Genomic DNA, 20,282 nt, shown 5'->3' on the forward strand with positions numbered 1-20,282 from the left:
TTGTGTCGCTGCCCGCACGCGCCGAGGGAACCCGGCCGGACGCGGACAACCTGACCAGGATACCCGGTCCGAACGATCATGCCCGGGGCGGTCGGGTCAGCACCCGGACACGCTGACGGGGGCCCACCGCCCGACCGTGTAGCGATCGGTGGTGGACCCCCGTCCAACGAGGCCGCGGGGCGTCCCGTCCGCATTCCTTGGGTGGGACCTGGGGAGGAACGACCACACCGATGAGGTTGGACGGAAGACGCCCCGCGGAGCTTTATCGTGTTGTTATCTGACGATACAACAGCACTCGTACCTTGTCGGAGGAAAAAGTACAAATTTCCGAGATTCTTCATCGGTGGGGATCCGGGATGTGAAGGGGCCGCCCCCGCCGCGCCGGGCCGCGTGGCGGAGGCAACCTCGCTGTCGGCCGTCGACCCCGGTCGCCGCACGTGGCGCTCACACCACCAACCGGACCGGGCGCTGGTCGCCGGTTCAATCCCATCAACGACCGTCGGTCCCAGCGGTGACGTGTGACCCCCCGCGACACCGCCCCGACCGTCGCGGCGGCAGTCAGGGTCGCGACGTAGGCTCGCTCGCATGCGTATCGGAGCCCACGTCGACTCGACCGACCCGCTGGCGGAGGCGGCCGCCCGGTCCGCCGACACCGTGCAGTTCTTCCTCTCCGACCCTCAGGGGTGGAAGGCGCCCAAGCCTCGGGAGGACGCCGAACTACTGCGCGCGGCCGAGGTCGACCTCTACGTGCACGCGCCGTACGTCATCAACGTGGCGACCCTCAACAACCGCATCCGGATCCCGAGCCGGAAGCTGCTGCTCGGGCACGCCAACGCGGCCGCCGCCATCGGCGCCAAGGGCGTGATCGTCCACGGCGGGCACGTCAACGCCGGTGACGACCTGGCCGTCGGCTTCGACAACTGGCGCAAGACCTTCGCGTACGCCGCCGACTCCGGTGGCTTCGGCGTGCCGGTTCTGATCGAGAACACCGCCGGGGGCGACAACGCGTGCGCCCGTCGACTGGACGCGCTGGCCCGACTCTGGGACGCCATCGGCGACCACGAGGTCGGCTTCTGCCTGGACACCTGCCACGCGTACGCGGGCGGCGAGGACCTGCTCGGGCTCGTCGACCGGGTCAAGGCGATCACCGGCCGGATCGACCTGATCCACGCCAACAACTCCAAGGGCGCGTTCAACTCCGGCCAGGACCGGCACGACAACCTGGGCGGCGGGACGATCGACCCGGAACTGGTGGTGGCGGTGATCCGGGCGGCCGGGGCGCCGGTGGTGGTCGAGACACCGGGAGGTGTGGCCGGTCAGGCCGCCGACATCGACTTTCTCCGCCAGCAGCTCGGGACGGAGAGCCGGGCAGCATGACAACCGGACAGCCCGGGACCGGTGCGGCCCGGCCCGCCCCCGCCGGCGCGGAAGCCGAGAACCAACCCGCCACCGCGTCCACGACGGGCAGCCCGACCCGGCCGTCCGACACCTCGGGCACCGACCAGGCGCCCGACTCCGCCGAAGCATCGGCTGCGACGACCGGGGAAAGCCCCGAGCCGCGATCGACCGACGAGGCGAAGCCCGCAGCGGCGACGAACGGCAGGCCCACGGGTGCCAGCGTCGCCACCGGTGACATCGAACCCGGTCCCGCGAAGGACGACGTACCTGAAGCCAGCGGTACGGGCAAAGCCGGCGGTACGGCCAAAACCAGCGACACAGCCGAAGCCAGCGGTACGGCCGATACCAGCGGTACGGCCGATACCAGCGGTACGGCCGATACCAGCGGTACGGACACGCCGAAACGGGGCTGGCTCAGCCGCCTGACCAAGCGCGGCAAAGCGGCCAAGACCGACAGCGCCAAGGCCGGTGCCGTCAAGGCCGACGACACCAAGGCCGACGACCCGGCCAAGACCGACGACGCCGAGACCGACGACGCCGAGACCGACGACGCCAAGGCCAACGCCGCCAAGGTCGGTGACCCGGTCAAGGACAGCGACCCGAAGGACGACGCGACCAAGGGCGATGGCGCGACCAAGGGCGATGGCACGACCAAGGGCGCGAAGCCGGGCGACGCCAACGGTCAGGCACCGACCGATGGCGAGACGAAACCGGCTGACCCGGATCGTTGGGAGGCGTTCGCTTCCGCTCCGGAGCCGAAGCCGTCCATCCTCACCCGGTCCGGCCGGGCCGTGGGCCGATTCCTGATCCACGAGTGGACCCTGGCCGCCCTCGGCTCGCTGGCGCTGGCCGTGCTGATGACCTGGCCGACGCTGCGCTACCCGCGCTACACACTTCCGCAGGACTACTGGGATCCGAGCCTGCAAGCCTGGCAGATGGCCTGGTCGGGGCACATCCTGCTGACCGATCCGGCGCGCCTGTGGCAGTCCAACACGTTCTTCCCCGAGCTGTGGAGCTTCGCGTTCTCCGACACCCTGCTGGGCTACGCCCCGGCGGGGATGCTCGGCAGCGGCCCCGAGGACGCGGTCCTGCGCTACAACATCATGTTCGTGCTGGCGCACGCGCTCGCCACGTTCGGGGCGTACGCCCTGGCTCGACAGTTGGGCGCTGGTCGGATCGGTGCCGCCGTCGCCGGCGTCACCTACACCTACGCGCCGTGGTTGCTGTCCCAGGCCGGGCACCTGCACGTGCTCTCCAACGGCGGGATTCCGCTGGCGCTGGCAATGTTGGCACGCGGGCACGGTTGGTCACTGCGGCACGGTTACCGGCCCGAGCGGCGGCACGACGGTTGGGTCTACGGCGGTTGGCTGGTGGCGGCCTGGCAGCTCAGTCTCGGCTTCGGCATCGGGCTGCCGTTCGCGTACCTCCTGGGCGTCGCGGTGCTGGTCGCCGTCGTCCTCTTCTGTGTGCGGCGGGTGCGCACCCGCCAGGCCGTGCCGTTCGGTCGCCGGTTGTTCGTCGCCAATGTGCTCGGCGGGTTGTTGTTCGCCGGTGTGGGGCTGCTGATGGCGTTCCCGTTCTTCCGGGTGACCGAGCTGCACCCGTACGCCGAGCGCACCATCGACGACGTCGACGTCTTCTCGCCGCCGGCGTCGGGGTTCGTGACGGCGCCCGCCGAGTCGTGGATCTGGGGTGGACTGCACGAGGGCGCCCGCGCGGCACTGCCGTGGCACCCGGAGATGACCCTGTTGCCGGGCTACGTGCTCTACGCGCTCGCCCTGGGTGGGCTGTTCTTCTCGGTGTGGCGGCTGCGGCACCGACTGCTGCTGCTCGTCGGGGTGCTGGTGACGATGGCCTTCGCGATGGGCACCCGTTTCTTCGACGGCACCTTCACCTACGTGCCACTCTTCGAGCACGTGCCGGGCTGGAGTGCTCTGCGTACCCCTGGTCGGTTGATGCTCTGGACCACGTTGTTGCTTGGCCTGCTCGCGGCGGGAGCGGTCACCGCGCTCACCGACCGGGTCCGCGAGTTGACCGCGCAGCGGATCCCGTCGTGGCCGGGGCCGTGGCTGCGGATGGCCACGTTGCTGCCGCTGCTGCTGGTCACCGTCGAGGGCCTGAACAACACCCCGCACCCGGTGGTGCCGAGACAGCCGGCCGCGATGCGTACGGCCGAGGGGCCCCTGCTGGTGTTGCCCAGCAGCCAGAACCTGGACCAGCACGTGATGCTCTGGTCGACAAGTGGGTTCCCCGACGTGGTCAACGGCGGCAGTGGCTTCACGCCACGCCAGCTGGACGACGTCCGTCGGGTAAGCCAGGCGTTCCCCAACCAGACAAGCATCGACTACCTGCGCACGCTCGGCGTCCGGACGGTGGTGCTGCTGCGCGACCGGGTGCCCGGTACGCCGTGGGAGATCACCATCGACGCACCTGTCGAGTCGCTCGGCATCACCCGCCAGGATGTCGGGAACGCCGTCGTCTATCGCCTGTGAAGCTTGAGGGCGGGTTTTCGGGGGAGCCCACCCGGCTCCGGGCGGTCAGGCTTGATCCCTGCGCCGGGTGGGCTCCCCCGCAAACCCTGACGTGGTGCGGGCCGCGTTCGGCCTAACTGTCAGGTAGCTGCGACGGGCTCGGGTCGGGGTTCGCTGCTCGTCTCTTTGCGGCGCCAGCGGTCCAGCCAGGGCGCGTCTGGTGCGCCGTCGAGGACGCCACCGTCCGGGTCGTCCGGATAGGTGGCCCGCACGGCGTCCCGCTCGGGGTGCCGGATCTCCTGGACGACCAGCACGCAGAGCACCACCACGGTGGTCAGCCGCAACGTCGAGGCCAGCACGAACACCCCCTCGGGGAAGACCGGGCGGCTGGTCGCCGCGCCAAGCAGCTCACCGTAGAAGGCGACGAAGTAGCAGACCTCGGCGATCTGCCAGGCCAGGAAGGCTCCCCACTTGGGGCGGGCCAACACCACCAGCGGCAGGAGCCACAGCACAAACTGCTGCGACCAGACCTTGCTGAAGATGAGGAACGCCGCCACCACCAGGAAGGCGAGCTGGCCCAGCCGCGGGCGGCGTGGTGCCCGCAACGCCAGCACGGCCACGCCGAGGCAGGCCAGCCCGAACAGCGCGTACGAGAGGGTGTTGAGGGTGGGGATGTTGGCGTTCAGCCACTCGAACGGGCCGAGCCGGGCGGGGTCGTTGCCCACCTTGCCGTCCAGGTAGCGCCCGATGTACCAGAACGTGCCCCAGTCGATCGGCCGAGTGGTGTTCAGCTCGAAGAATCGGTCCCAGTTGTCCGGGTACGCCCGCGCGGCGGGCAGGTTCACCAGCACCACGGCGGCAATCGCCATGCCGATGGCGGTGAGCGCGGCACGGAGCCGGTTGGCCCGCAGCGCGAGAATGAGGATCGGCCCGAGCACGAACAACGGCCACAGCTTGGCCGCGCCGGCCAGCCCGAGCAGCACGCCGGCGACCGCCGGTCGTTTTCGGGCCCAGGCCAGCAGGCCGAAGGCAGCCAGCCCGATGGCCAGCAGGTCCCAGTTGACGGTGGCGGTGAGCACCAACGCCGGGGCGAGTGCGAACAACGCGGCGTCCCAGGGTCGTCTGCGGCGCAGCGCCAGGATCACCGCCACCGTGGCCACCGCGAGCGAGCCCAGCACCAGCGCGTTGAGGTTGTAGAACCACTGGCCCTGGTTGATGCCCGGGTCGCCCTCGCCGACCGCGTGCACCGGCAGGCCCAACGCGCCCATGAAGTAGCCGGTCAGCACCGGGTACTCGACCGGGTGGTCACGGTAGGGCACCTTGCCCTCGTTGAGCCCTTCGGCGTAGTAGAGGGCGAGGACGTCGGTGTAGCAGAACCGGGTGTACTGGACGTTGTTCTGCCAGGCGCCGTCCTGGCAGGGCGACTTCTGCACCCAGTGCAGCGCGAGAGTGAGGCAGACCAGGGCCAGCACGATCCGGACGGCGGTCCAGAACCGCCGCTCCTGGCCGGCCGGCCGGTCCAGCGCGGTCGCGTGGTCGCCCAGCGGGCCGCCGATCGCACCGGAGAGGCCGCGGACGAACCCGTCGGAGCGGGACGGGTGGTCGGTGGTGCCGGCGTCGTCGATGCCGGGCGTCGACTGGGTGCTCATGAAAAGGCATCCTGCCGTATGACGGGGGTACCCGTCCCGTCCCGACGCGGAGAGATCTGGGTACGAAAACGCCGCCGCCGGCCGGACAGGTCGTCCGGCCGGCGGCGGCGTCGTGCGGAGCTGCGGGTCAGTCCTGGTTGGGCGGTAGGCCGGGCAGCACTCCACCGCCGCCACCACCGGGCCCACCACCTGGCCCGCCGGGCCCGCCAGGCCCACCGGGATTACCGCCCGGGTTGCCCCCGGGGTTACCGCCCGGAACCGTGCAGAACGGGTCGGTCAGCGGGTCACAGACAGGGCCTCCCGGGCCACCCGGCAGACCTGGGATGGTCGGCGGCGGCTCCTTGCCGTTGCCCTTCGTGACGTCACCCTCACCGGTGACGCTGGGCAGGGGGATCTCCTCCAGGCCCTTGAGGGCGAAGTTCATGTACTTCTCCCAGATCGGGCCGGGGAGCGTCGAACCACCGATGTCCTTGCCGCTGGCGAGGCGGATCTGCGGCTTCTTCGGGTCGCGGCTGCCCACCCACACCGCTGTGGCGTTCTGCGGGGTGTAGCCGACAGTCCAGGCGTGCGAGTTGTCGTCCTTGTCGTACTCCCAGGTGCCGGTCTTGGCGGCGGCCTGGCGGCCGTTCTCCAGGGAGATGTCGTTGGGGCGCGGGATCTGCTTCAGGACACCGGTGACCTCGTCGGTGATCTTCTTGGGGATCCGCTGTTCCGGCTTGATGCGCTCGCTGCCGACGACCTTCCACTTGCCGGTGTCCTTGTCCTGCTGCTCCACCTTGAGGACGAAGTGGGCCTTGATGTACTTGCCGTCGTTGGCGAACGTCGCCATGGCGTTGGCGTGGTCGAACACGGTGATCGGGTACTTGCCGAAACCGGTGTAGTTGTCGAACGGGTTCGGACCCTTCTTCGACAGGTCGAAGGCCTGCGGCGGGTCGACGCCCCACATGGTGGTCACGCCGGCCTTCCGGGCCATGTCGACGACCTTGTCCGCGCCGATCTTGTCGGCAACCCAGTAGAAGGGCACGTTGTACGACTGGATCGTCGACTCTTCGAGGGTGCAGTACTTGCCGCACTTGAGGTTGGTGCGGCCGGCGTTGCCGATCGCGACAGAGGAACCCTCGGGCTTGTACGGCGTGGGGTCCCAGTGCGACTTGACCGAGATGCCGGCCTCGATCGCGGCGGCCAGCGTGTACACCTTCATCGACGAGCCCGGCTGGTGCCCACCGGTCAGGTCGCCGTTCTTGTCGGTGTTCTTGCCGGCGTAGTCGAAGTCGGCGCCGCTGTCACCGCCGTAGTAGGCGAGCACGCGACCCTTCGACGGGTCGATCGACACCACCGCAGCCATCAGGTTCTTCGGCTGGTCGTTGAGCTCGGAGCCCTTCTTCGACTGCATCGCCGTGTTCTCCGCGGCGGTCTGCAACTTGGGGTCGATGGTGGTGGTGATCCGGTAACCGCCGTCGCGCAGCGCGTCCACGCAGCTCGTCTTGCCCTCCGCACCGCTGTCGGAGCAGAGGCCCATCGCGTCCATCTCCTGGCGGACGTAGTTGATGACGTTGCCGCGCGGGCTGTCGACACCGAACCCGTTGCCGCCCTTCTTCGGTGCCAGCACCTTCGGGTACTCGGTCGGCGACACGGGCTTGCCGGGGGAGTCCACCCAGCCTTCCTTCTTCATGCCGGCGATCACGTAGTCCCACCGCGCCTTGGCGTCCGGAAGGTTGACCGCGGGGTCGAACCCCTTGTGGGTGTCGCTGGCCACCGGCTGCTTGATGACCGCCGCGAGGACCGCGCCCTCGGCCACGTTGAGGTCCTTCGCCGACTTGCCGAAGTAGGTCTGTGCCGCCGCCTCGATGCCGTACGCGCCGCGGCCGAAGTAGATCACGTTGAGGTAGTGCTGCATGATCTCCGGCTTGTCGTACTTCTCGTTCAGCTTGGAGGCGAGGATGGCCTCCTTCACCTTCCGGCCGTACGTGTCGTCCTGGAGATTCTCGAACGCGTTGCGGGCGTACTGCTGGGTGATGGTCGAGGCACCCTGCTTGTCGCCACCGGAGATGTTGTTCCATCCGGCCCGGACGATGCCCTTGTAGTCGACGCCGGAGTGCCGGTAGAAGTTGCGGTCCTCGGCTGCCGCCACCGCGTGCTGCACGAACTCCGGGATCTGGTTGATGGTGACGAACGTGCGGTTCTCGCTGCCCAGCTTGGCCAACGGGGTCTTGCCGTCCTTGGCGTACACCGTGGTGGACAGCGGCAGCGGCAACTCGTTGGGCATGACCACGTTCGTCGAGTAGTAGGTGAACCCGACCACGCCGACACCGGCCAGCATGATGAAGACCGCGACCCCGGCGATCAGCAGGTTCATCCGTTTGCGCTTCTTCGCCCGCGCCGCACCCGGGCCGCCCGCACCACGACCGCCCCGGCCCGGCCCGTTGGGTCCGCCCGGACCGTTGGGCCCACCCGGGCCACCGGGACCGCCGGAGACCGGCGAGACGCTCGCCCGGGCCACCGCGGCACGGCCACCCACCGACGCGGAGCCGACACTGGCCCGGCCCGCCGAGGCGGCGCCGACAGCGGCGGCACCGACCGTGGCCCGACCTGCCGGCGCTCCGGGCGCCGGGGACACGGGCACCGAGGCCCGGCCCGCGCCGGCGCGACCCGCGGCCACACCCGGCGCCGGCGACACCGGCACCGAGGCCCGCCCCGCTCGGCCCGGGGTCGCCGAACCCACCGAGGCCGATCCGGCCGCCGCGGTGCCACGCGGCGGCACCGAGGCGGAACCGCCTACCGTGGCCCGCCCACCGGCGGCTCGCGGCGGCACCGAGGCGCGACCCGGGGTTGCCGCGCCGCCCTCCGAGGCCGACCAGCCACTCCCGGGGGAGTCACCGCCGGGTCTGCGGTGCGCGTCGTCCGCGCCCGACCCGGGGTTGCCGTTCGCACCCGGGTACTGGGCCCGGCCGCGCGCAGAACTGGGATCGCCGTACGAGTTCATTCCTCACACCCTGCCGGTCGCGGTGGGGCGCGACTGCGCCGCCACCGGGTTGCCGTGAGTTGCTTCACCCGGGACGGTGGCACGAGAGTGCCACCTCACCGAGGTCAATGCCGTATCAATCGGGCCAATCGGACCAACGAGCGGTCGTCCGTCCCGGGCTTTGTCGATGGCCCCGGGGCCGGTCCAACCAGCTGCGATCACCGTTGCGCCTCTCGCCTCCGCCGACCCGCACCTTCGGCGGCCGCCACGTCCTGCTCGCCGGTGCCGTCGCTGTCGCCGGTCAGACCGTCCCGGCCGAGCAGGTACTGCTCGACGAGATGGTTCCAGTCACAGCCGAGGCACACCTCCACCACGAAGACCTGGAACTCACGCAGCGTCATCGCCAGGACGGGCAGCTCGGTAAGTGTCCGTGCCTGCCCGGCGGACTGCTTGAGCTCGTCGCCGTAAATGTAGTGGACGAGGGTCAGGTTTTCACTGCGGCAGATCGGGCAGCGCCGGTCGGTCGGCTCTCCGTGGAACCGAGCGGCGTTCTTCAGGTACGGCGATGCGTCGCAGACGTCGTACGTGCCGACCCGCCCGGCCAGGAGTTCACGCAGCACTGCTCGCTTCTGAAGCGAGTAGTCGACGACCTGGCGCTGCGTACGCATGCGGAGAAGGGTACGCGGTCCGGCCCGACCAGGCGACCATGCTCACAATCCGTGACGACGACGTCTCGGAACGGGGGTTTGCCCTGGCTGGCGCGACCCGCTAACGTGCGATGTATCGGACCGATACATCGCGGCGGTTACCGCTTCACGCCGGAGGGTAAAGAGAGGATGGCCAGTGCTCGAGTTCGCCATCCTCGGCCTCCTGCAGGAGTCTCCGATGCACGGCTACGAGCTGCGCAAGGAGCTGACCGCCAAACTCGGCGCGATCCGGGCGGCGATCAGCTACGGCTCGCTCTATCCAACCCTGCGCAGGCTGCAGGCGGCGGGATGGATCACCGAAGCTGCTGAGACACCCGCCACTGCCGAGGAGGTTCCCGCGCTGACCAGCCGACGAGGTCGGGTGGTCTACAAAATCACCGCGGACGGCAAGGAACGCTTCGCCCAGCTGATCGCACAGGCCGGGCCCGAGACGTATGACGACACGGGCTTCGGGGTGCACTTCGCGTTCTTCGCCCGGACCGACCAGGCGACCCGCCTGCGCATTCTGGAGGGTCGCCGCCGCAAGATCGAGGAGCGTCGCGAAGGGCTTCGTGACGTGCTGGGCCGGGCAGCCGAGCGCCTCGACGCTTACACCTTGGAACTACAGCGCCACGGCCTCGACGCCTGTGAGCGCGAGGTCCGCTGGCTGGAGGAGCTCATCGCCAACGAGCGCTCCGGCCGAGCCCCGACGGTCCCGAACATCGGGACGGCCGGTGGCCGACGAGAAGACAACAGCCCGCCTCCGCCTGGAGAGACCAGGAATGAGCGGCCGTGACAGAAAAGAAGGAGGCAGACGCTATGGGCTCCGTCCGCGTCGCCATCGTCGGTGTGGGTAACTGCGCCTCGTCCCTTGTTCAGGGCGTCGAGTACTACCGGAATGCCGACCCGAACGACCGCGTCCCGGGTCTCATGCACGTCGCCTTCGGCGACTACCACGTCAACTCCGTGGAGTTCGTCGCGGCGTTCGACGTGGACGCCAAGAAGGTGGGCATGGACCTCGCGGAGGCGATCGTCGCCAGCGAGAACAACACCATCAAGCTCTGCGACGTGCCGCCGACCGGCATCAGCGTGCAGCGCGGTCCGACCTTCGACGGTCTGGGCCAGTACTACCGCGAGATCGTCGAGGAGTCCGACGCGACCCCCGTCGACGTGGCGCAGGCACTGCGCGACGCGCAGGTCGACGTCGTCGTCTGCTATCTCCCGGTCGGCTCCGAGCAGGCCGCCAAGTTCTACGCCCAGGCCGCGATCGACGCCGGCTGCGCGTTCGTCAACGCCCTGCCGGTCTTCATCGCCTCCGACCCGGAGTGGGCCCAGAAGTTCACCGACGCGGGCCTGCCGATCGTCGGTGACGACATCAAGAGCCAGGTCGGCGCCACCATCGTGCACCGCGCGCTGGCGAAGCTCTTCGAGGACCGCGGCGTCGAGCTGCTGCGCACGTACCAGCTCAACTTCGGCGGCAACATGGACTTCATGAACATGCTGGAGCGCAAGCGGCTGGTCTCGAAGAAGATCTCGAAGACCCAGTCGGTCACCTCGCAGATCCCGCACGAGATGAGCAAGAGCGACGTGCACATCGGCCCGTCGGACCACGTGCCGTGGCTGGATGACCGCAAGTGGGCGTACATCCGCCTGGAGGGCCGCTCGTTCGGTGACACCCCGCTGAACGCCGAGCTCAAGCTCGAGGTGTGGGACTCTCCGAACTCGGCCGGCGTCATCATCGACGCGGTCCGGGCTGCGAAGATCGCGCTGGACCGGAAGATCGGCGGCCCGATCCTGTCGGCCTCGTCGTACTTCATGAAGTCCCCGCCGGTGCAGTACGCCGACCACGACGCCCACCAGGCCGTCGAGGAGTTCATCGCCGGCGAGGTCGAGCGCTGACCCGCTGAGCACCAGGTACGGCCGAGGGCCGGGTCCGTTGGGACCCGGCCCTCGCCGCGTTCGGTGCCTCGCCGTGGGTACGGCGTTCGAGTTACTTCCAGCTCGGCTTGCCCTGCTTGGCCTTGGCCGCCCGCTCCGCCTTGCGCTCGGCAAGCGACTTGGCGCCGCGCGCCGCGGCGTTGACGGAGTACGGCAGGATGTCCTCGTGGACACTGCCGTAGCCGACCACGAACGCCGTCACGTCGAGGACGACATGCGTGGTCTGGAGCGCGTAGATCGAAACGGCGTCGGCGGTCCAGCCGATGCCCGACATGAACGCGTTCGAGTTGACCTGGTTGGCCGAGTAGTTCAGTGACGCGAAGTTCGCCGGCCGCGGGGTGTCGTAGGGGAAGATCTGCAGGAAGCCCGCGTTGACCGCGGTCGTCGCGGTGACGATGCCGAAAAGCGCGTCACCGTAGTAGACGAAGTCGTCGAGCAGGACGTGGATCGTCTGGCCGCCACGCAGCCGGCCCGCCGAATCCAGGGTGGTCGACGAGGCATTGTGGATCCGGGCGCGCAAGGACGGATCGCGGGTGTCGATGACCCGCTGCGGGATGATCGGCACGATCTGGTTCGAGTTGCCGGTGGTGTACACGTAGTCGGTGATGGAGTTGTTGGCGCTGTCCTTGGCGGACACCACCTGGAAGTTGCCGTCCTCGTCCACGCCCATCGAGCCGATCGGCGCTTTCTTACTCAGCTGGTCACCGCTGGGCGTCAGCATGAGCTGTGGGCCGGCGAACTTGACGTTGAACGCGTCCGTTTCGAGGTTCGTGTTCTCCAGCCGCAGGGTCGGCACGTTCGCCGGGTTGACCAGCGCGGTGGTGCCGCCGCCCGTGACGACGTTGTTGGCGGCCTGGACCACCGGCTGACCAGGGTCGGCCTGGGCCGAGCCGGCCGCGGCGGCGCCGACCACTGTGGTGCCGGCGACACCGGCGGCCACGGTGCCCGCGCGGCGCAGCAGCTGACGCCGGCCGACGGTCTTGTCCTGGTTTTCGGTCATGAGTACCCCCGCGAAAGTGGAAATGACGCTTGATCATGACCGTTGCGGCGACGTATCCACATCGACCGGTCGGCTGATAGTCAGGATTTGTCCCCCCTCGGGCGGGCCAACCGACCGCGAACGGTCAGGACCAGGCATGGCGCAGGGCGACCACGGCCTCCAACTCCAGCAGTTTGACCTTGCGGGGCAGACCGCCACCGAAGCCGACCAGCTTGCCGCCCGCACCGACGATCCGGTGACACGGCACGATCACCGGCACCGGGTTGCGGTTGCAGGCCACCCCCACCGCCCGAGCCGCCCCGGCATCGCCGACCTGGCGTGCCACCTCGCCGTACGTCAGCGTCTCGCCGTACGGAATGCGCGTCATCTCCCGCCACACGGCCCGCTCGAAGTCCGAGCCACGCGGCATCGACACCGGGACGGTGAACGCGGTCAACTCGCCGGCGAAGTAGGCCCGCAGCTCGGCGACGGCCTGCCGGGACAGCGCGTCGCCGGGCTCCTCGGTGGCTGCCTCGACCCGACCGAAGTGGGTGCCGCGGACAGCCGTGCCATCGGTGGCGACGGAGAACTCGCCGATCGGGGAGTCGAGCACGGTCCAGCGCATCGCCCCATTCTCCCCGACCCGGGCGACCGGGCGAGCCCCGCCGGCAGCAGCCGGTCCGCGTTGCGCGGCGTCGATACCGTGCAGGTCGTGGCAACGGGGACGCTCATCTTTCTGATCATCGGCGGGGCGGGCATCGGGGTGCTCGCGCTCGCCCTGCTCGGCACCGAACTGTTCCAGTTCGGGCACGCCGACGTGGATGGTCCGATCTCGGTCGAAACGGTTGCCGGCTTCGCCGGGGCGTTCGGCTTCGGCGGGGCCATCGTCAACGAACTGCTCGGTGCGCGTACCCCCGGCATGATCGTCGGTGCGGCGGTCGGCGGCGTGCTCGCGGCCGTGCCCACCGGCTGGCTGGCGTCCCGCCTCAGCCGGGCGGCGCGGAACATGCGCACCGATCCCACCCCCACCCGCGACGACCTGGTCGGCGCGCTCGGCCTGGTCGTCACCCCGGTGCCGGTCGACGGCTACGGCGAGGTCCGGGTGCGCCTCGCCGGCCAACCGGTCAAGCTCAGCGCCCGCGCGGACCAGCCGATCCCGATCGGCGCCCAGGTCTTCGTCGTGCAGGCGCTCAGCGAGACAAGCGTGCACGTCGAGACCTACTGATCTCCTCCTCGTAGACGGGACTCCTTTACATGGCCCTGCTCATCGCCATCGGTGGCGCGGTTGTCCTCGCGCTCATCCTGGTGCTCTTCGTGCTCTCCCGGATCAAGGTGGCCGGGCCGAACGAGGCGTTCATCGTCACCGGCCGCAAGGGCCGCACCACGCAGACCGCCGACGGCGGCCGGTCGACCGACAACTCCGGGCAGAAGGTCGTGCTGGGCGCCTCGGTCTTCGTGCTGCCGGTGGTGCAGAAGCTCCAGTCACTCGACCTGTCCAGCAGGCGGATCGACGTCGGCATCCGGGGCGCGGTGAGCAAGCAGGGCATCCGCGCCGATCTGCACGGGGTGGCGATCGTCAAGGTCGGCGGCACCGAGGACGCGATCCGGGCCGCCGCCCAGCGGTTCCTGCACCAACAGGACGAGATCGACAACTTCACCCGGGAGGTGCTGGCCGGCGCGCTGCGCTCGATCGTCGGCCGGCTCACCGTCGAGGAGGTCATCCGGGACCGGGCGGCGTTCGCCAGCGCGGTCGCCGAGGAGGCCGAGCACTCGATGACCAACCAGGGTCTGGTGCTGGACACCTTCCAGCTCCAGGACATCCTCGCCGAAGGGTCCTACCTGCAGGACCTGGGTCGACCCGAGGCCGCCCGGGTGCTCAAGGACGCGGCCATCGCCGAGGCGCGGGCCCGACAGCAGGCCGAGCAGGAACGACTGCTCGCCGAGGAGGCCATCGCCGAGGCCAACCGCAACCTGGCCCTCAAGCAGGCCGGCATCCAGGCCGAGATCGACGCGGCGAAGGCGAAGTCCGCCGCCGCCGGGCCGCTCGCCCAGGCGGAGCGGGACCAGGCGATCCTCTCCGAGCAGCAGAAGGTCGCCGAGCGCAACGCCGAACTCAAGCAGCGCCAACTCGACACCGAGGTACGCAAGCCCGCCGACGCGGCCCGGTACAAGGTGGAGCAGGAGGCCGAGGCGTCCCGCGCCGCGGCGGTGCTGCACGCCGACGCGCAGCGGCAGTCCGTGATCGCCGCCGCACAGGCCTCCGCCGAGCAGGCGCGGCTCACCGGTGAGGGTGAGCGGGCCCGACGTGCCGCACTGGCCGAGGCGAACGCGATCGAGGGCGCCAAGGAAGGCGAGGCCGAGCAGCGCCGCCGTTCCGCGATCGCCGAGGCGGTGGAGCGCGAGGGTCAGGCCGAGGCGGCGGCCATCCTGGCCCGGGGCGAGGCCGAGGCGGACGCGATGGCGCGCAAGGCCGAGGCGTTCGCCGCGTACGGGGAGGCAGCGGTCCTGGACCTCCTGGTGAAGGTGCTGCCGCAGGTGGTGGAGGCGGCCAGCGCGCCGATCGGGGCGATCGACAAGATGACTGTCATCTCGACCGACGGTGCGTCGTCGCTGACCAAGTCGGTGGCCGGCAACGTGGCCCAGGGGCTCCAGCTCGGCAGCGACCTGACCGGGATCGACCTGGCCGGTCTGCTGGCCCGGCTCGGCTCCGCGTCGCCTTCCGCCGGCAACGGCGCCGCGTCCGGCAAGGGCGCGTCCGTGGACGGGACGGCCGTCGAGACCCGCTGACCCGTCTCCTCCGACAACGGGTGCCGCCCCTCTCGTGGGCGGCACCCGTCACGTCGGTACGGGTCAGATCAGCGAACGCCCGTTGACGCCAGCCGAGCCCGTACCGGCAGTGGCCTCCTCGGCCGTCCTTGGTGGTGCCTTCGCCGAAGGGGAGGTCGGCTCGCGGAGCAGGTCGGCGGCGTACGCGCTGACCGCGGCTCCTAGGCGTGCCTTGAGCTCGACCTGGTGTTCCTGGAGGTGCAGGTCGTGCTCCGCACGCCGCATCCTCGCCTGGTTGTCGATGCCGTCGCGCTCGGCAGCGTACGCGTCGGTGACTCTGCGTTCCTCGGTGTTCACCTGGTCGGCGAAGACCCGATGGGAACTTTCGCTCTTGATCCGGTAGAGGTTGTCGTAGGTGCTGCTGCCGCCGAAGAACTTGATCACGACGGGCAGGCAGTCGATGGCGACGAAGAACAGCCGGACCGCCCAGGTGCCCACGAAGAGCGCGGAACTGCTTCCCGCCAGTACGTGCAGGGCATCCATCCGCTCAAGGAACCCGATGGGCCCCTGATGACTGCGTTCCTCTTCGATCCGGGCCTCGACGAGACCGTTTCGTGCCTGTTCGAAGGTGAGCACCGCGCTACCGAGCCCGCGCTCCAACTCCGCGATTCGACCGCGCAACTCGCTGAGTTTCTGCCCCTGTTCGGCGATGGGGTGGGTGCGGGCGAACTCGTTCGCGTCCGCGGTGCGTTGCCTGCAACGTGGTCCGTCGCCGGGCCGCCCGGTGAAACCGGTGCCGCGACCACCGGCACACTCCTTGGCCGCGTTGTCCCGCAGGCGGTTGAGCTGCGCCCCATCCCGATTGATGATGTCCTGGAGGCTTGCCGCCTCGGCCCGGGTACCGGCAAGTTCCCGGCTCGTCGATGCCGGGGTCGTCTGGAACGACAGGGTGTACTCCCGGCACTCCGGCGTGATCGTGGTGTTGGCGGCGGTGGCGCTCTGCTCACCGTTGCAGGCCATGAGACGGCTCCGCAGCGTGTCGATCTGCTTGCTGCGGTCGGCCTTGATGTGCTCCTCGATGGCCGTCTCGAAGATCCGCATGACGAGTGGCTCCGCGATGATGAATCCGAACATCAGGGCGACGCCCAGCCGCATCAACAACGGGCCGATTCGCCTGGCGTTGCCGGCCATGCTGGTCACCAGCAGGCGGTCCAGGTTGAGGATGAACAGCGACCAGAGCAGAGCGGGGATCAGGTGCAGCGCCGACGTCCGCCCCATCGCCTGGTTGATCGCTATGAACATGGAAAAGCCGGCGATCAACGACGTGCCGACCAGAACCCCACCGAGCGCGGTGTGTCGGGCCCGCTCGTGCCAAACCTTCCGCAGCAGCGCCTCGTCCACGCCCGCCAGCGCCCGTAGGAGCCGGGACGGATCCCGGACCGAGCGCCGCGAGCCCTCGCCGGGCTGGTGACGCGGCGCTCGCATGTCCTCGTCAGTCAATGTCGGCCTCGTTCGGGATGAAGTCCGGCTCAGCGTCCTCACCCAGCTGAGAAACGCTCCGTCGACGGTGCGGCAGCTGGGCGGGCTCGTCGGCGGCCGGAACCGAACGAGGCTCCGCGGCGGCGCCAAGCCCGACCACCTCGTCCATCAGGCGCACCGGGTCTATCGACACCCGGTCGAAGAAGCCACGCTTGACCATCTCCTGGAGAGTCTCGTTGAGCTGCTGTCGGCGCAGCGACTCCGCGTCGTGCATCCGCTCGGCGACCTGGCCGACGTTGATCTCGTTGCGGCTGACGCCGAGCGCGTCGGCGTACGTGGGCCCGGCGGAGAGGAAGGACGCCACACGCTCGACGTCCTCGTTCTGCCACGCCACGTCCAGCCGGCCCAACTGCTGATCCCACTGTTTGTCCCGCAGTTTGCGCCCGTGGTCGCGCAGATCAGTGGAGGGGTGTGCCATCACCGAGGTCAGCTCGATCGCCATTCCGGGAACCGACGGGGGCACCAGGGTGCAGTAGGCGGTTATCCGGGCGTCCACCAGCCGGCGGACGTCGTTTATGTCGTCGATCCGGTAGTCCAGGCCGAGGTTCTTCAGCTCGCGGTCCTGCCAGAGGTGGTTGGTGAGCACCGTGGCGAGATCCGTCAACCCGGTCTCCGCGACCACCTCCGGAGCAAGCACCTGGCAGCGGAACGTGGTGACCACGGTGAACTCGTCCGCCGCACTGATCGACGGAATTGGCAGCTGGCTGGTCAGGGTCGCGGTGCGTCGCTGCACCACGCTGACCGCAACCGCGTCGACCACGATCTCGTCGCCGTAGTCGATGTGCCGATCGCCGTAGAGCCGTTGATGGCCGTCGACCTTGAACACGTACACCGCACCCGGGGGCAGCGGCGGCAGATCGGTGACGTTCCTCCGCCGTCCGAGCAGGCGACGGGGCGCCGGCGGCAAGGTCTTCTCCAGGAGTACGGGGTATCCCATTCGTTTCCTTCTTTCGGATCTGCGCACAAGGAATCAGCCCAGGGCCGGACGAGCGCCCTTTCCGGCCAGCGCCGCCAGCAGGGCGGCGACGACCGGGCGAGAGATGGAGGGATCTACCGGCGACGACAGTGCCCAGCTCAGTTCTCGTCGCAGGAGTACGCACTCGGCGCTCGTCAGCTCTCGGCACAGGACGTCACCGAGGGCGCGGACCGCGTTCTCGGTGCCGTCGTGCTTCGCGAGCGACTCCAGGGTGGCGCTGAGCGTGTCCATGGCGGTGGAGCGGTGCGGCAGGCTACGGAGAACCTCCGCCCAGAGCACCCCGACCGGCTCGACCGCGCTCGGGCACAGCCGCAGAAGGCGGGCCACCACCGGTTCCGAATGTTCCAGCTGTTCTGCGGAGAGCACTTCCAGGACTGTCTCGACGGCGTAACTCACCCACCGTGGGTCCGGCGCCTGCTCCAGCGTGCGCCGCAGACGCAGCACAAGGCGCTTGAGCAGCAGTGTCGCGGAGTCCAACTCGTCGGCGACGGTGCAGAACAGCAGGCCCAGCGATCGGGCGGCGAGGAGGCGGATCGGCCGTCCACGGGTGGAGAGGTGCCACAGCCAGCGCTCGGCCTCGGTGGGGTAACGCATGCCGAGCGGCCCGCCCAGGGCCATCGCGGCTGTCACTGCCGGGCTCTGTCCAGCCCCGTCGGTCCAGTCGAGGACCAGCCGTAGCGCGGCCGGCGCCAGGGCGTCTTCGCCGGCCATGAAGGACAACGCCGACACGGCGGTGAAACGTTCGGCGGCTCGGCCCCTGCTCCACTGCCCGAGCATGTCCCAAACCTCCGGGGCGGCACTGCGGTCGCGGGCCAGCAACGTCACCGCGAGGGCCAGTTGCAGCCGCACCTCGACGCTGCTACTGCCGGCCAGCTCGTTGATCCAGATTCGGAGTGGGCGCCAGAGCCGATAGTCACATTCGTAGAGTTCGCGCAGCACGTGCTCCCGCATGCCGTCGGCCACGAACACGACCCGTCGTTCCTCCCAGCCGACGTTGCCAACGGGATCGTCGCCGTATCGACGTGCCACCAGACCGCCGTCGCGGTAGAGGGTCCGCCGTCCCTGCAACGGCTCGACTGTCGTGCCCGCCTCGCCGAGAGTGGACCGACGGAGGTCTTCGGCGTGCTCGATCTCGCGCAGACGAGCGTGCTTCTCCTCAAACGTGCGTTCGGGGAGCTCGTGGGCAAAGGCCAGGGCCCCCACCCACAGCAGGTCGTCCCACGACGATGTCGTGGCGAACCACTTCGACACCCGGATCTGCTCCGTGTGCTCGACCTCGGCCAGCGCGGCGTCGACACCTTGCGGCAGACGGTCCAGCAGGCGGGCGACCTCCCCGGGAAGGCGAAGCTCGGCGATCCTGGCCCCGACGAGATCGATCTCCGCCTCGTCGAGGGTGCCCACACGCTCCAGATAGACCTGGAAGATGGACGAAGGATCTGGCGGGGACCACTGGACCGTAAAGTTTCCCAGGTCGCGCCGGGCGGTGGCGCGCTGATCGGTGGTCACGACCAGGTGAGCGCCGGCTCTCTTCAGCCGGTCAGCGAGGCGTCCCGCGTCGAACGCCTGCACCACGCCGTCACGTTTTTCGCCGAGCCAGTCGAGAACCACGTAGCCACGCCCGCTGACGAATTCGGACTCCACCAGTTGGGCGAGGGAGACCGCGGGTGAGAGCCCGTTGATGCGGCCGTCGGTGCCTATCCGGTCGCGCAACAGGGCGAAGGCGGAGGCTCGCCGCCCTGTGCCCTCGTCCCCGGTGAGGAAGACGAGGCACTGTTCCCGCAGCAGAGCAGCGGCGCGGACGTACCCGTCCGGCGGGGCGAAGTAGCGCAGAGCGTGATCCACGTTGATGCCCGGGAGCCGCCCCACCGATGCGTGTCCGCCGCCGACCGCCGCGCCGGACACCCCGAATGTCGCGCTGGTGGCATGCACCTGCCCGTAGAACTGGTTGATGACCCATGCGTCACGTCGCTGATCGCTCGCATCCGGCTCGTCCGGATCGGAGGTCGGCTCCGCCGCCGGCGCTGCCGGGGGCATGGCCGGATCCGGCGTCGAAACATCGGGCTCCGAAGTCCCCGCCGGGGAAGGCTCAGTCTGTGTGCCATTCGCCTCAGTCACGGGTGCCACCGGAGAACCCGAAGGTCGCCTGGCTCGCGTCGACCGCGCCGTGGAACACGTTCATGACACCGGGCTCACGGCGAACCGGCCGTTCCTCGCCAGCGAACACGATGTCCCGTCCCGCCTGGTTGACGGTCGAGCCATTGGTGGCCAGCGACTCCTGGCCCGAGTGCCCCCCGTGCTCACCCAGGTCCAGGAGACGCATGTCGGTGCCGGGCACCCGCACCCAGGCGGTGGCCTGATACTCCTTCTCCGCGACCGTGACGGGGCGAAAATCCCGCTCGGTGAGAGTGGTGTGATCACCGAGTACGAGTGTCCGGAAGACGTCGTCGGAGAGGGCGACCGCCACGTTGGCCGCCGGCGCGGCGGTGAGGGCCCGGTGCAGGGGAGCCGAGTTGAGCAGCCGACTGACCGTCACCACGCCCTGCCCGGCGAAGCCATTCGCGCTGGGATAGGCCACCCCCTGGTGAAAGGCGATCCGCAACCGGAGTCGCTCAGCGTCGGCCCGCCGACGATTGAGCCGAGCAAGCTCGGCGTCGACGTGGCGGACGAAGTCGTCGACGACTCTGGGCTCGTTCCTGCCCGGCGGCACCAGAGCCAACTCTCCGTCGCCGGTGGGCTGGGTGACCCACCTCGATCGGTCCACACCAGCGGCTTCCGCGGCACGAGCGAGTAGTCCGACGAGGAGCCCCTGTAGCTCCGCCTGCGCCCAGTCGTCCCGTCTTCCGTAACTCTCCGCGTCCACAGACACGCACAATCTGCGGTCAAAGGATCCAGCAGACATCAATTGACCGACCTCTCCC

The 20,282-nt window shown here is 69.5% G+C and carries 16 protein-coding genes; 7 read left to right on the plus strand and 9 right to left on the minus strand.

Annotation, left to right across the window (positions count from 1 at the left end):
- The first annotated feature begins 585 nt into the window (after nucleotides 1-585).
- Together ACGFIQ_RS10000 and ACGFIQ_RS10005 are read left to right on the plus strand one after the other, a co-directional pair.
- Nucleotides 586-1,377 carry a deoxyribonuclease IV gene (locus ACGFIQ_RS10000; protein ID WP_393242003.1) on the plus strand — a complete coding sequence of 264 codons (792 nt, stop codon included), beginning with the start codon at nucleotides 586-588 and terminating at the stop codon, nucleotides 1,375-1,377.
- Nucleotides 1,374-3,890 carry a hypothetical protein gene (locus ACGFIQ_RS10005; RefSeq protein ID WP_393242006.1) on the plus strand — a complete coding sequence of 839 codons (2,517 nt, stop codon included), beginning with the start codon at nucleotides 1,374-1,376 and terminating at the stop codon, nucleotides 3,888-3,890. Before ACGFIQ_RS10000 ends, ACGFIQ_RS10005 begins: the two co-directional genes overlap by 4 nt.
- A gap of 119 nt (nucleotides 3,891-4,009) precedes the next feature.
- Here ACGFIQ_RS10005 and ACGFIQ_RS10010 read toward each other — a convergent pair whose 3' ends face one another.
- Together ACGFIQ_RS10010 and ACGFIQ_RS10015 are read right to left on the minus strand one after the other, a co-directional pair.
- The gene (locus ACGFIQ_RS10010) at nucleotides 4,010-5,518 is read right to left on the minus strand and encodes a glycosyltransferase family 87 protein (protein WP_393242010.1); all 1,509 of its coding nucleotides are present in this window, start codon (nucleotides 5,516-5,518) and stop codon (nucleotides 4,010-4,012) included.
- 127 nt (nucleotides 5,519-5,645) lie between these two features.
- The gene (locus tag ACGFIQ_RS10015; protein WP_393242013.1) at nucleotides 5,646-7,874 is read right to left on the minus strand and encodes a transglycosylase domain-containing protein; all 2,229 of its coding nucleotides are present in this window, start codon (nucleotides 7,872-7,874) and stop codon (nucleotides 5,646-5,648) included.
- Between ACGFIQ_RS10015 and ACGFIQ_RS10020 the strand changes: the two genes are divergently transcribed.
- Nucleotides 7,837-8,559 (plus strand): hypothetical protein, encoded by a 723-nt coding sequence (locus ACGFIQ_RS10020; protein ID WP_393242016.1) that lies wholly within the window; start codon nucleotides 7,837-7,839, stop codon nucleotides 8,557-8,559. The genes ACGFIQ_RS10015 and ACGFIQ_RS10020 overlap by 38 nt on opposite strands.
- 139 nt (nucleotides 8,560-8,698) lie before the next feature.
- Here the strand turns inward: ACGFIQ_RS10020 and ACGFIQ_RS10025 are convergent, their stop codons facing one another.
- On the minus strand, nucleotides 8,699-9,148 hold the full coding sequence (locus tag ACGFIQ_RS10025) for a DUF5318 domain-containing protein (protein ID WP_110564820.1): 450 nt from the start codon (nucleotides 9,146-9,148) through the stop codon (nucleotides 8,699-8,701).
- 175 nt (nucleotides 9,149-9,323) lie between these two features.
- Between ACGFIQ_RS10025 and ACGFIQ_RS10030 the strand changes: the two genes are divergently transcribed.
- Nucleotides 9,324-9,962 carry a PadR family transcriptional regulator gene (locus ACGFIQ_RS10030; RefSeq protein ID WP_357066080.1) on the plus strand — a complete coding sequence of 213 codons (639 nt, stop codon included), beginning with the start codon at nucleotides 9,324-9,326 and terminating at the stop codon, nucleotides 9,960-9,962.
- 23 nt (nucleotides 9,963-9,985) lie between these two features.
- Nucleotides 9,986-11,065 (plus strand): inositol-3-phosphate synthase, encoded by a 1,080-nt coding sequence (locus ACGFIQ_RS10035; protein WP_357066083.1) that lies wholly within the window; start codon nucleotides 9,986-9,988, stop codon nucleotides 11,063-11,065.
- A gap of 91 nt (nucleotides 11,066-11,156) precedes the next feature.
- On the opposite strand, the gene ACGFIQ_RS10040 is transcribed toward ACGFIQ_RS10035, so the two are convergent.
- Both ACGFIQ_RS10040 and ACGFIQ_RS10045 read right to left on the minus strand, forming a co-directional pair.
- On the minus strand, nucleotides 11,157-12,104 hold the full coding sequence (locus tag ACGFIQ_RS10040; RefSeq protein WP_393242021.1) for a hypothetical protein: 948 nt from the start codon (nucleotides 12,102-12,104) through the stop codon (nucleotides 11,157-11,159).
- 124 nt (nucleotides 12,105-12,228) lie between these two features.
- Entirely contained in the window at nucleotides 12,229-12,708 is a 480-nt protein-coding gene (locus tag ACGFIQ_RS10045) for a methylated-DNA--[protein]-cysteine S-methyltransferase (protein ID WP_393242024.1), read from the minus strand.
- A gap of 78 nt (nucleotides 12,709-12,786) precedes the next feature.
- Here ACGFIQ_RS10045 and ACGFIQ_RS10050 point away from each other — a divergent pair, with 78 nt between their 5' ends.
- Both ACGFIQ_RS10050 and ACGFIQ_RS10055 read left to right on the plus strand, forming a co-directional pair.
- Nucleotides 12,787-13,308, plus strand: coding sequence for a hypothetical protein (locus ACGFIQ_RS10050; RefSeq protein ID WP_393242203.1), 522 nt, complete (start codon nucleotides 12,787-12,789; stop codon nucleotides 13,306-13,308).
- Between the two features lie 29 nt (nucleotides 13,309-13,337).
- Nucleotides 13,338-14,870 (plus strand): flotillin family protein, encoded by a 1,533-nt coding sequence (locus ACGFIQ_RS10055; RefSeq protein ID WP_393242027.1) that lies wholly within the window; start codon nucleotides 13,338-13,340, stop codon nucleotides 14,868-14,870.
- A gap of 63 nt (nucleotides 14,871-14,933) precedes the next feature.
- Here ACGFIQ_RS10055 and ACGFIQ_RS10060 read toward each other — a convergent pair whose 3' ends face one another.
- The 4 genes from ACGFIQ_RS10060 to ACGFIQ_RS10075 all read right to left on the minus strand — a co-directional run bounded on the left by ACGFIQ_RS10060 (nucleotide 14,934) and on the right by ACGFIQ_RS10075 (nucleotide 20,125).
- Entirely contained in the window at nucleotides 14,934-16,349 is a 1,416-nt protein-coding gene (locus tag ACGFIQ_RS10060) for a DUF4407 domain-containing protein (RefSeq protein WP_393242030.1), read from the minus strand.
- Nucleotides 16,342-17,325 (minus strand): hypothetical protein, encoded by a 984-nt coding sequence (locus tag ACGFIQ_RS10065; RefSeq protein ID WP_393242033.1) that lies wholly within the window; start codon nucleotides 17,323-17,325, stop codon nucleotides 16,342-16,344. The genes ACGFIQ_RS10060 and ACGFIQ_RS10065 overlap by 8 nt, the downstream gene beginning before the upstream one ends.
- 33 nt (nucleotides 17,326-17,358) lie before the next feature.
- Nucleotides 17,359-19,398, minus strand: a complete 2,040-nt coding sequence (locus ACGFIQ_RS10070) for a hypothetical protein (protein WP_393242036.1) — start codon at nucleotides 19,396-19,398, stop codon at nucleotides 17,359-17,361.
- A gap of 73 nt (nucleotides 19,399-19,471) precedes the next feature.
- Nucleotides 19,472-20,125, minus strand: a complete 654-nt coding sequence (locus ACGFIQ_RS10075; RefSeq protein ID WP_393242039.1) for a hypothetical protein — start codon at nucleotides 20,123-20,125, stop codon at nucleotides 19,472-19,474.
- Between the last annotated feature and the right edge of the window lie 157 nt (nucleotides 20,126-20,282).

The organism is Micromonospora sp. NPDC048898 (assembly GCF_043198035.1).
Taxonomy (GTDB): Bacteria; Actinomycetota; Actinomycetes; order Mycobacteriales; family Micromonosporaceae; genus Micromonospora.

What these genes read in the sequence shown, in the direction of transcription:
- ACGFIQ_RS10000 (WP_393242003.1), top strand. Translation starts at nt 586, where the DNA reads ATGCGTATCGGAGCCCACGTCGACTCGACCGACCCGCTGGCGGAGGCG.
- ACGFIQ_RS10005 (WP_393242006.1), top strand. Translation starts at nt 1,374, where the DNA reads ATGACAACCGGACAGCCCGGGACCGGTGCGGCCCGGCCCGCCCCCGCC.
- ACGFIQ_RS10010 (WP_393242010.1), bottom strand. Translation starts at nt 5,518, where the DNA reads ATGAGCACCCAGTCGACGCCCGGCATCGACGACGCCGGCACCACCGAC.
- ACGFIQ_RS10020 (WP_393242016.1), top strand. Translation starts at nt 7,837, where the DNA reads ATGATGAAGACCGCGACCCCGGCGATCAGCAGGTTCATCCGTTTGCGC.
- ACGFIQ_RS10015 (WP_393242013.1), bottom strand. Translation starts at nt 7,874, where the DNA reads ATGAACCTGCTGATCGCCGGGGTCGCGGTCTTCATCATGCTGGCCGGT.
- ACGFIQ_RS10025 (WP_110564820.1), bottom strand. Translation starts at nt 9,148, where the DNA reads ATGCGTACGCAGCGCCAGGTCGTCGACTACTCGCTTCAGAAGCGAGCA.
- ACGFIQ_RS10035 (WP_357066083.1), top strand. Translation starts at nt 9,986, where the DNA reads ATGGGCTCCGTCCGCGTCGCCATCGTCGGTGTGGGTAACTGCGCCTCG.
- ACGFIQ_RS10040 (WP_393242021.1), bottom strand. Translation starts at nt 12,104, where the DNA reads ATGACCGAAAACCAGGACAAGACCGTCGGCCGGCGTCAGCTGCTGCGC.
- ACGFIQ_RS10045 (WP_393242024.1), bottom strand. Translation starts at nt 12,708, where the DNA reads ATGCGCTGGACCGTGCTCGACTCCCCGATCGGCGAGTTCTCCGTCGCC.
- ACGFIQ_RS10055 (WP_393242027.1), top strand. Translation starts at nt 13,338, where the DNA reads ATGGCCCTGCTCATCGCCATCGGTGGCGCGGTTGTCCTCGCGCTCATC.
- ACGFIQ_RS10065 (WP_393242033.1), bottom strand. Translation starts at nt 17,325, where the DNA reads ATGGGATACCCCGTACTCCTGGAGAAGACCTTGCCGCCGGCGCCCCGT.
- ACGFIQ_RS10070 (WP_393242036.1), bottom strand. Translation starts at nt 19,398, where the DNA reads ATGCCCCCGGCAGCGCCGGCGGCGGAGCCGACCTCCGATCCGGACGAG.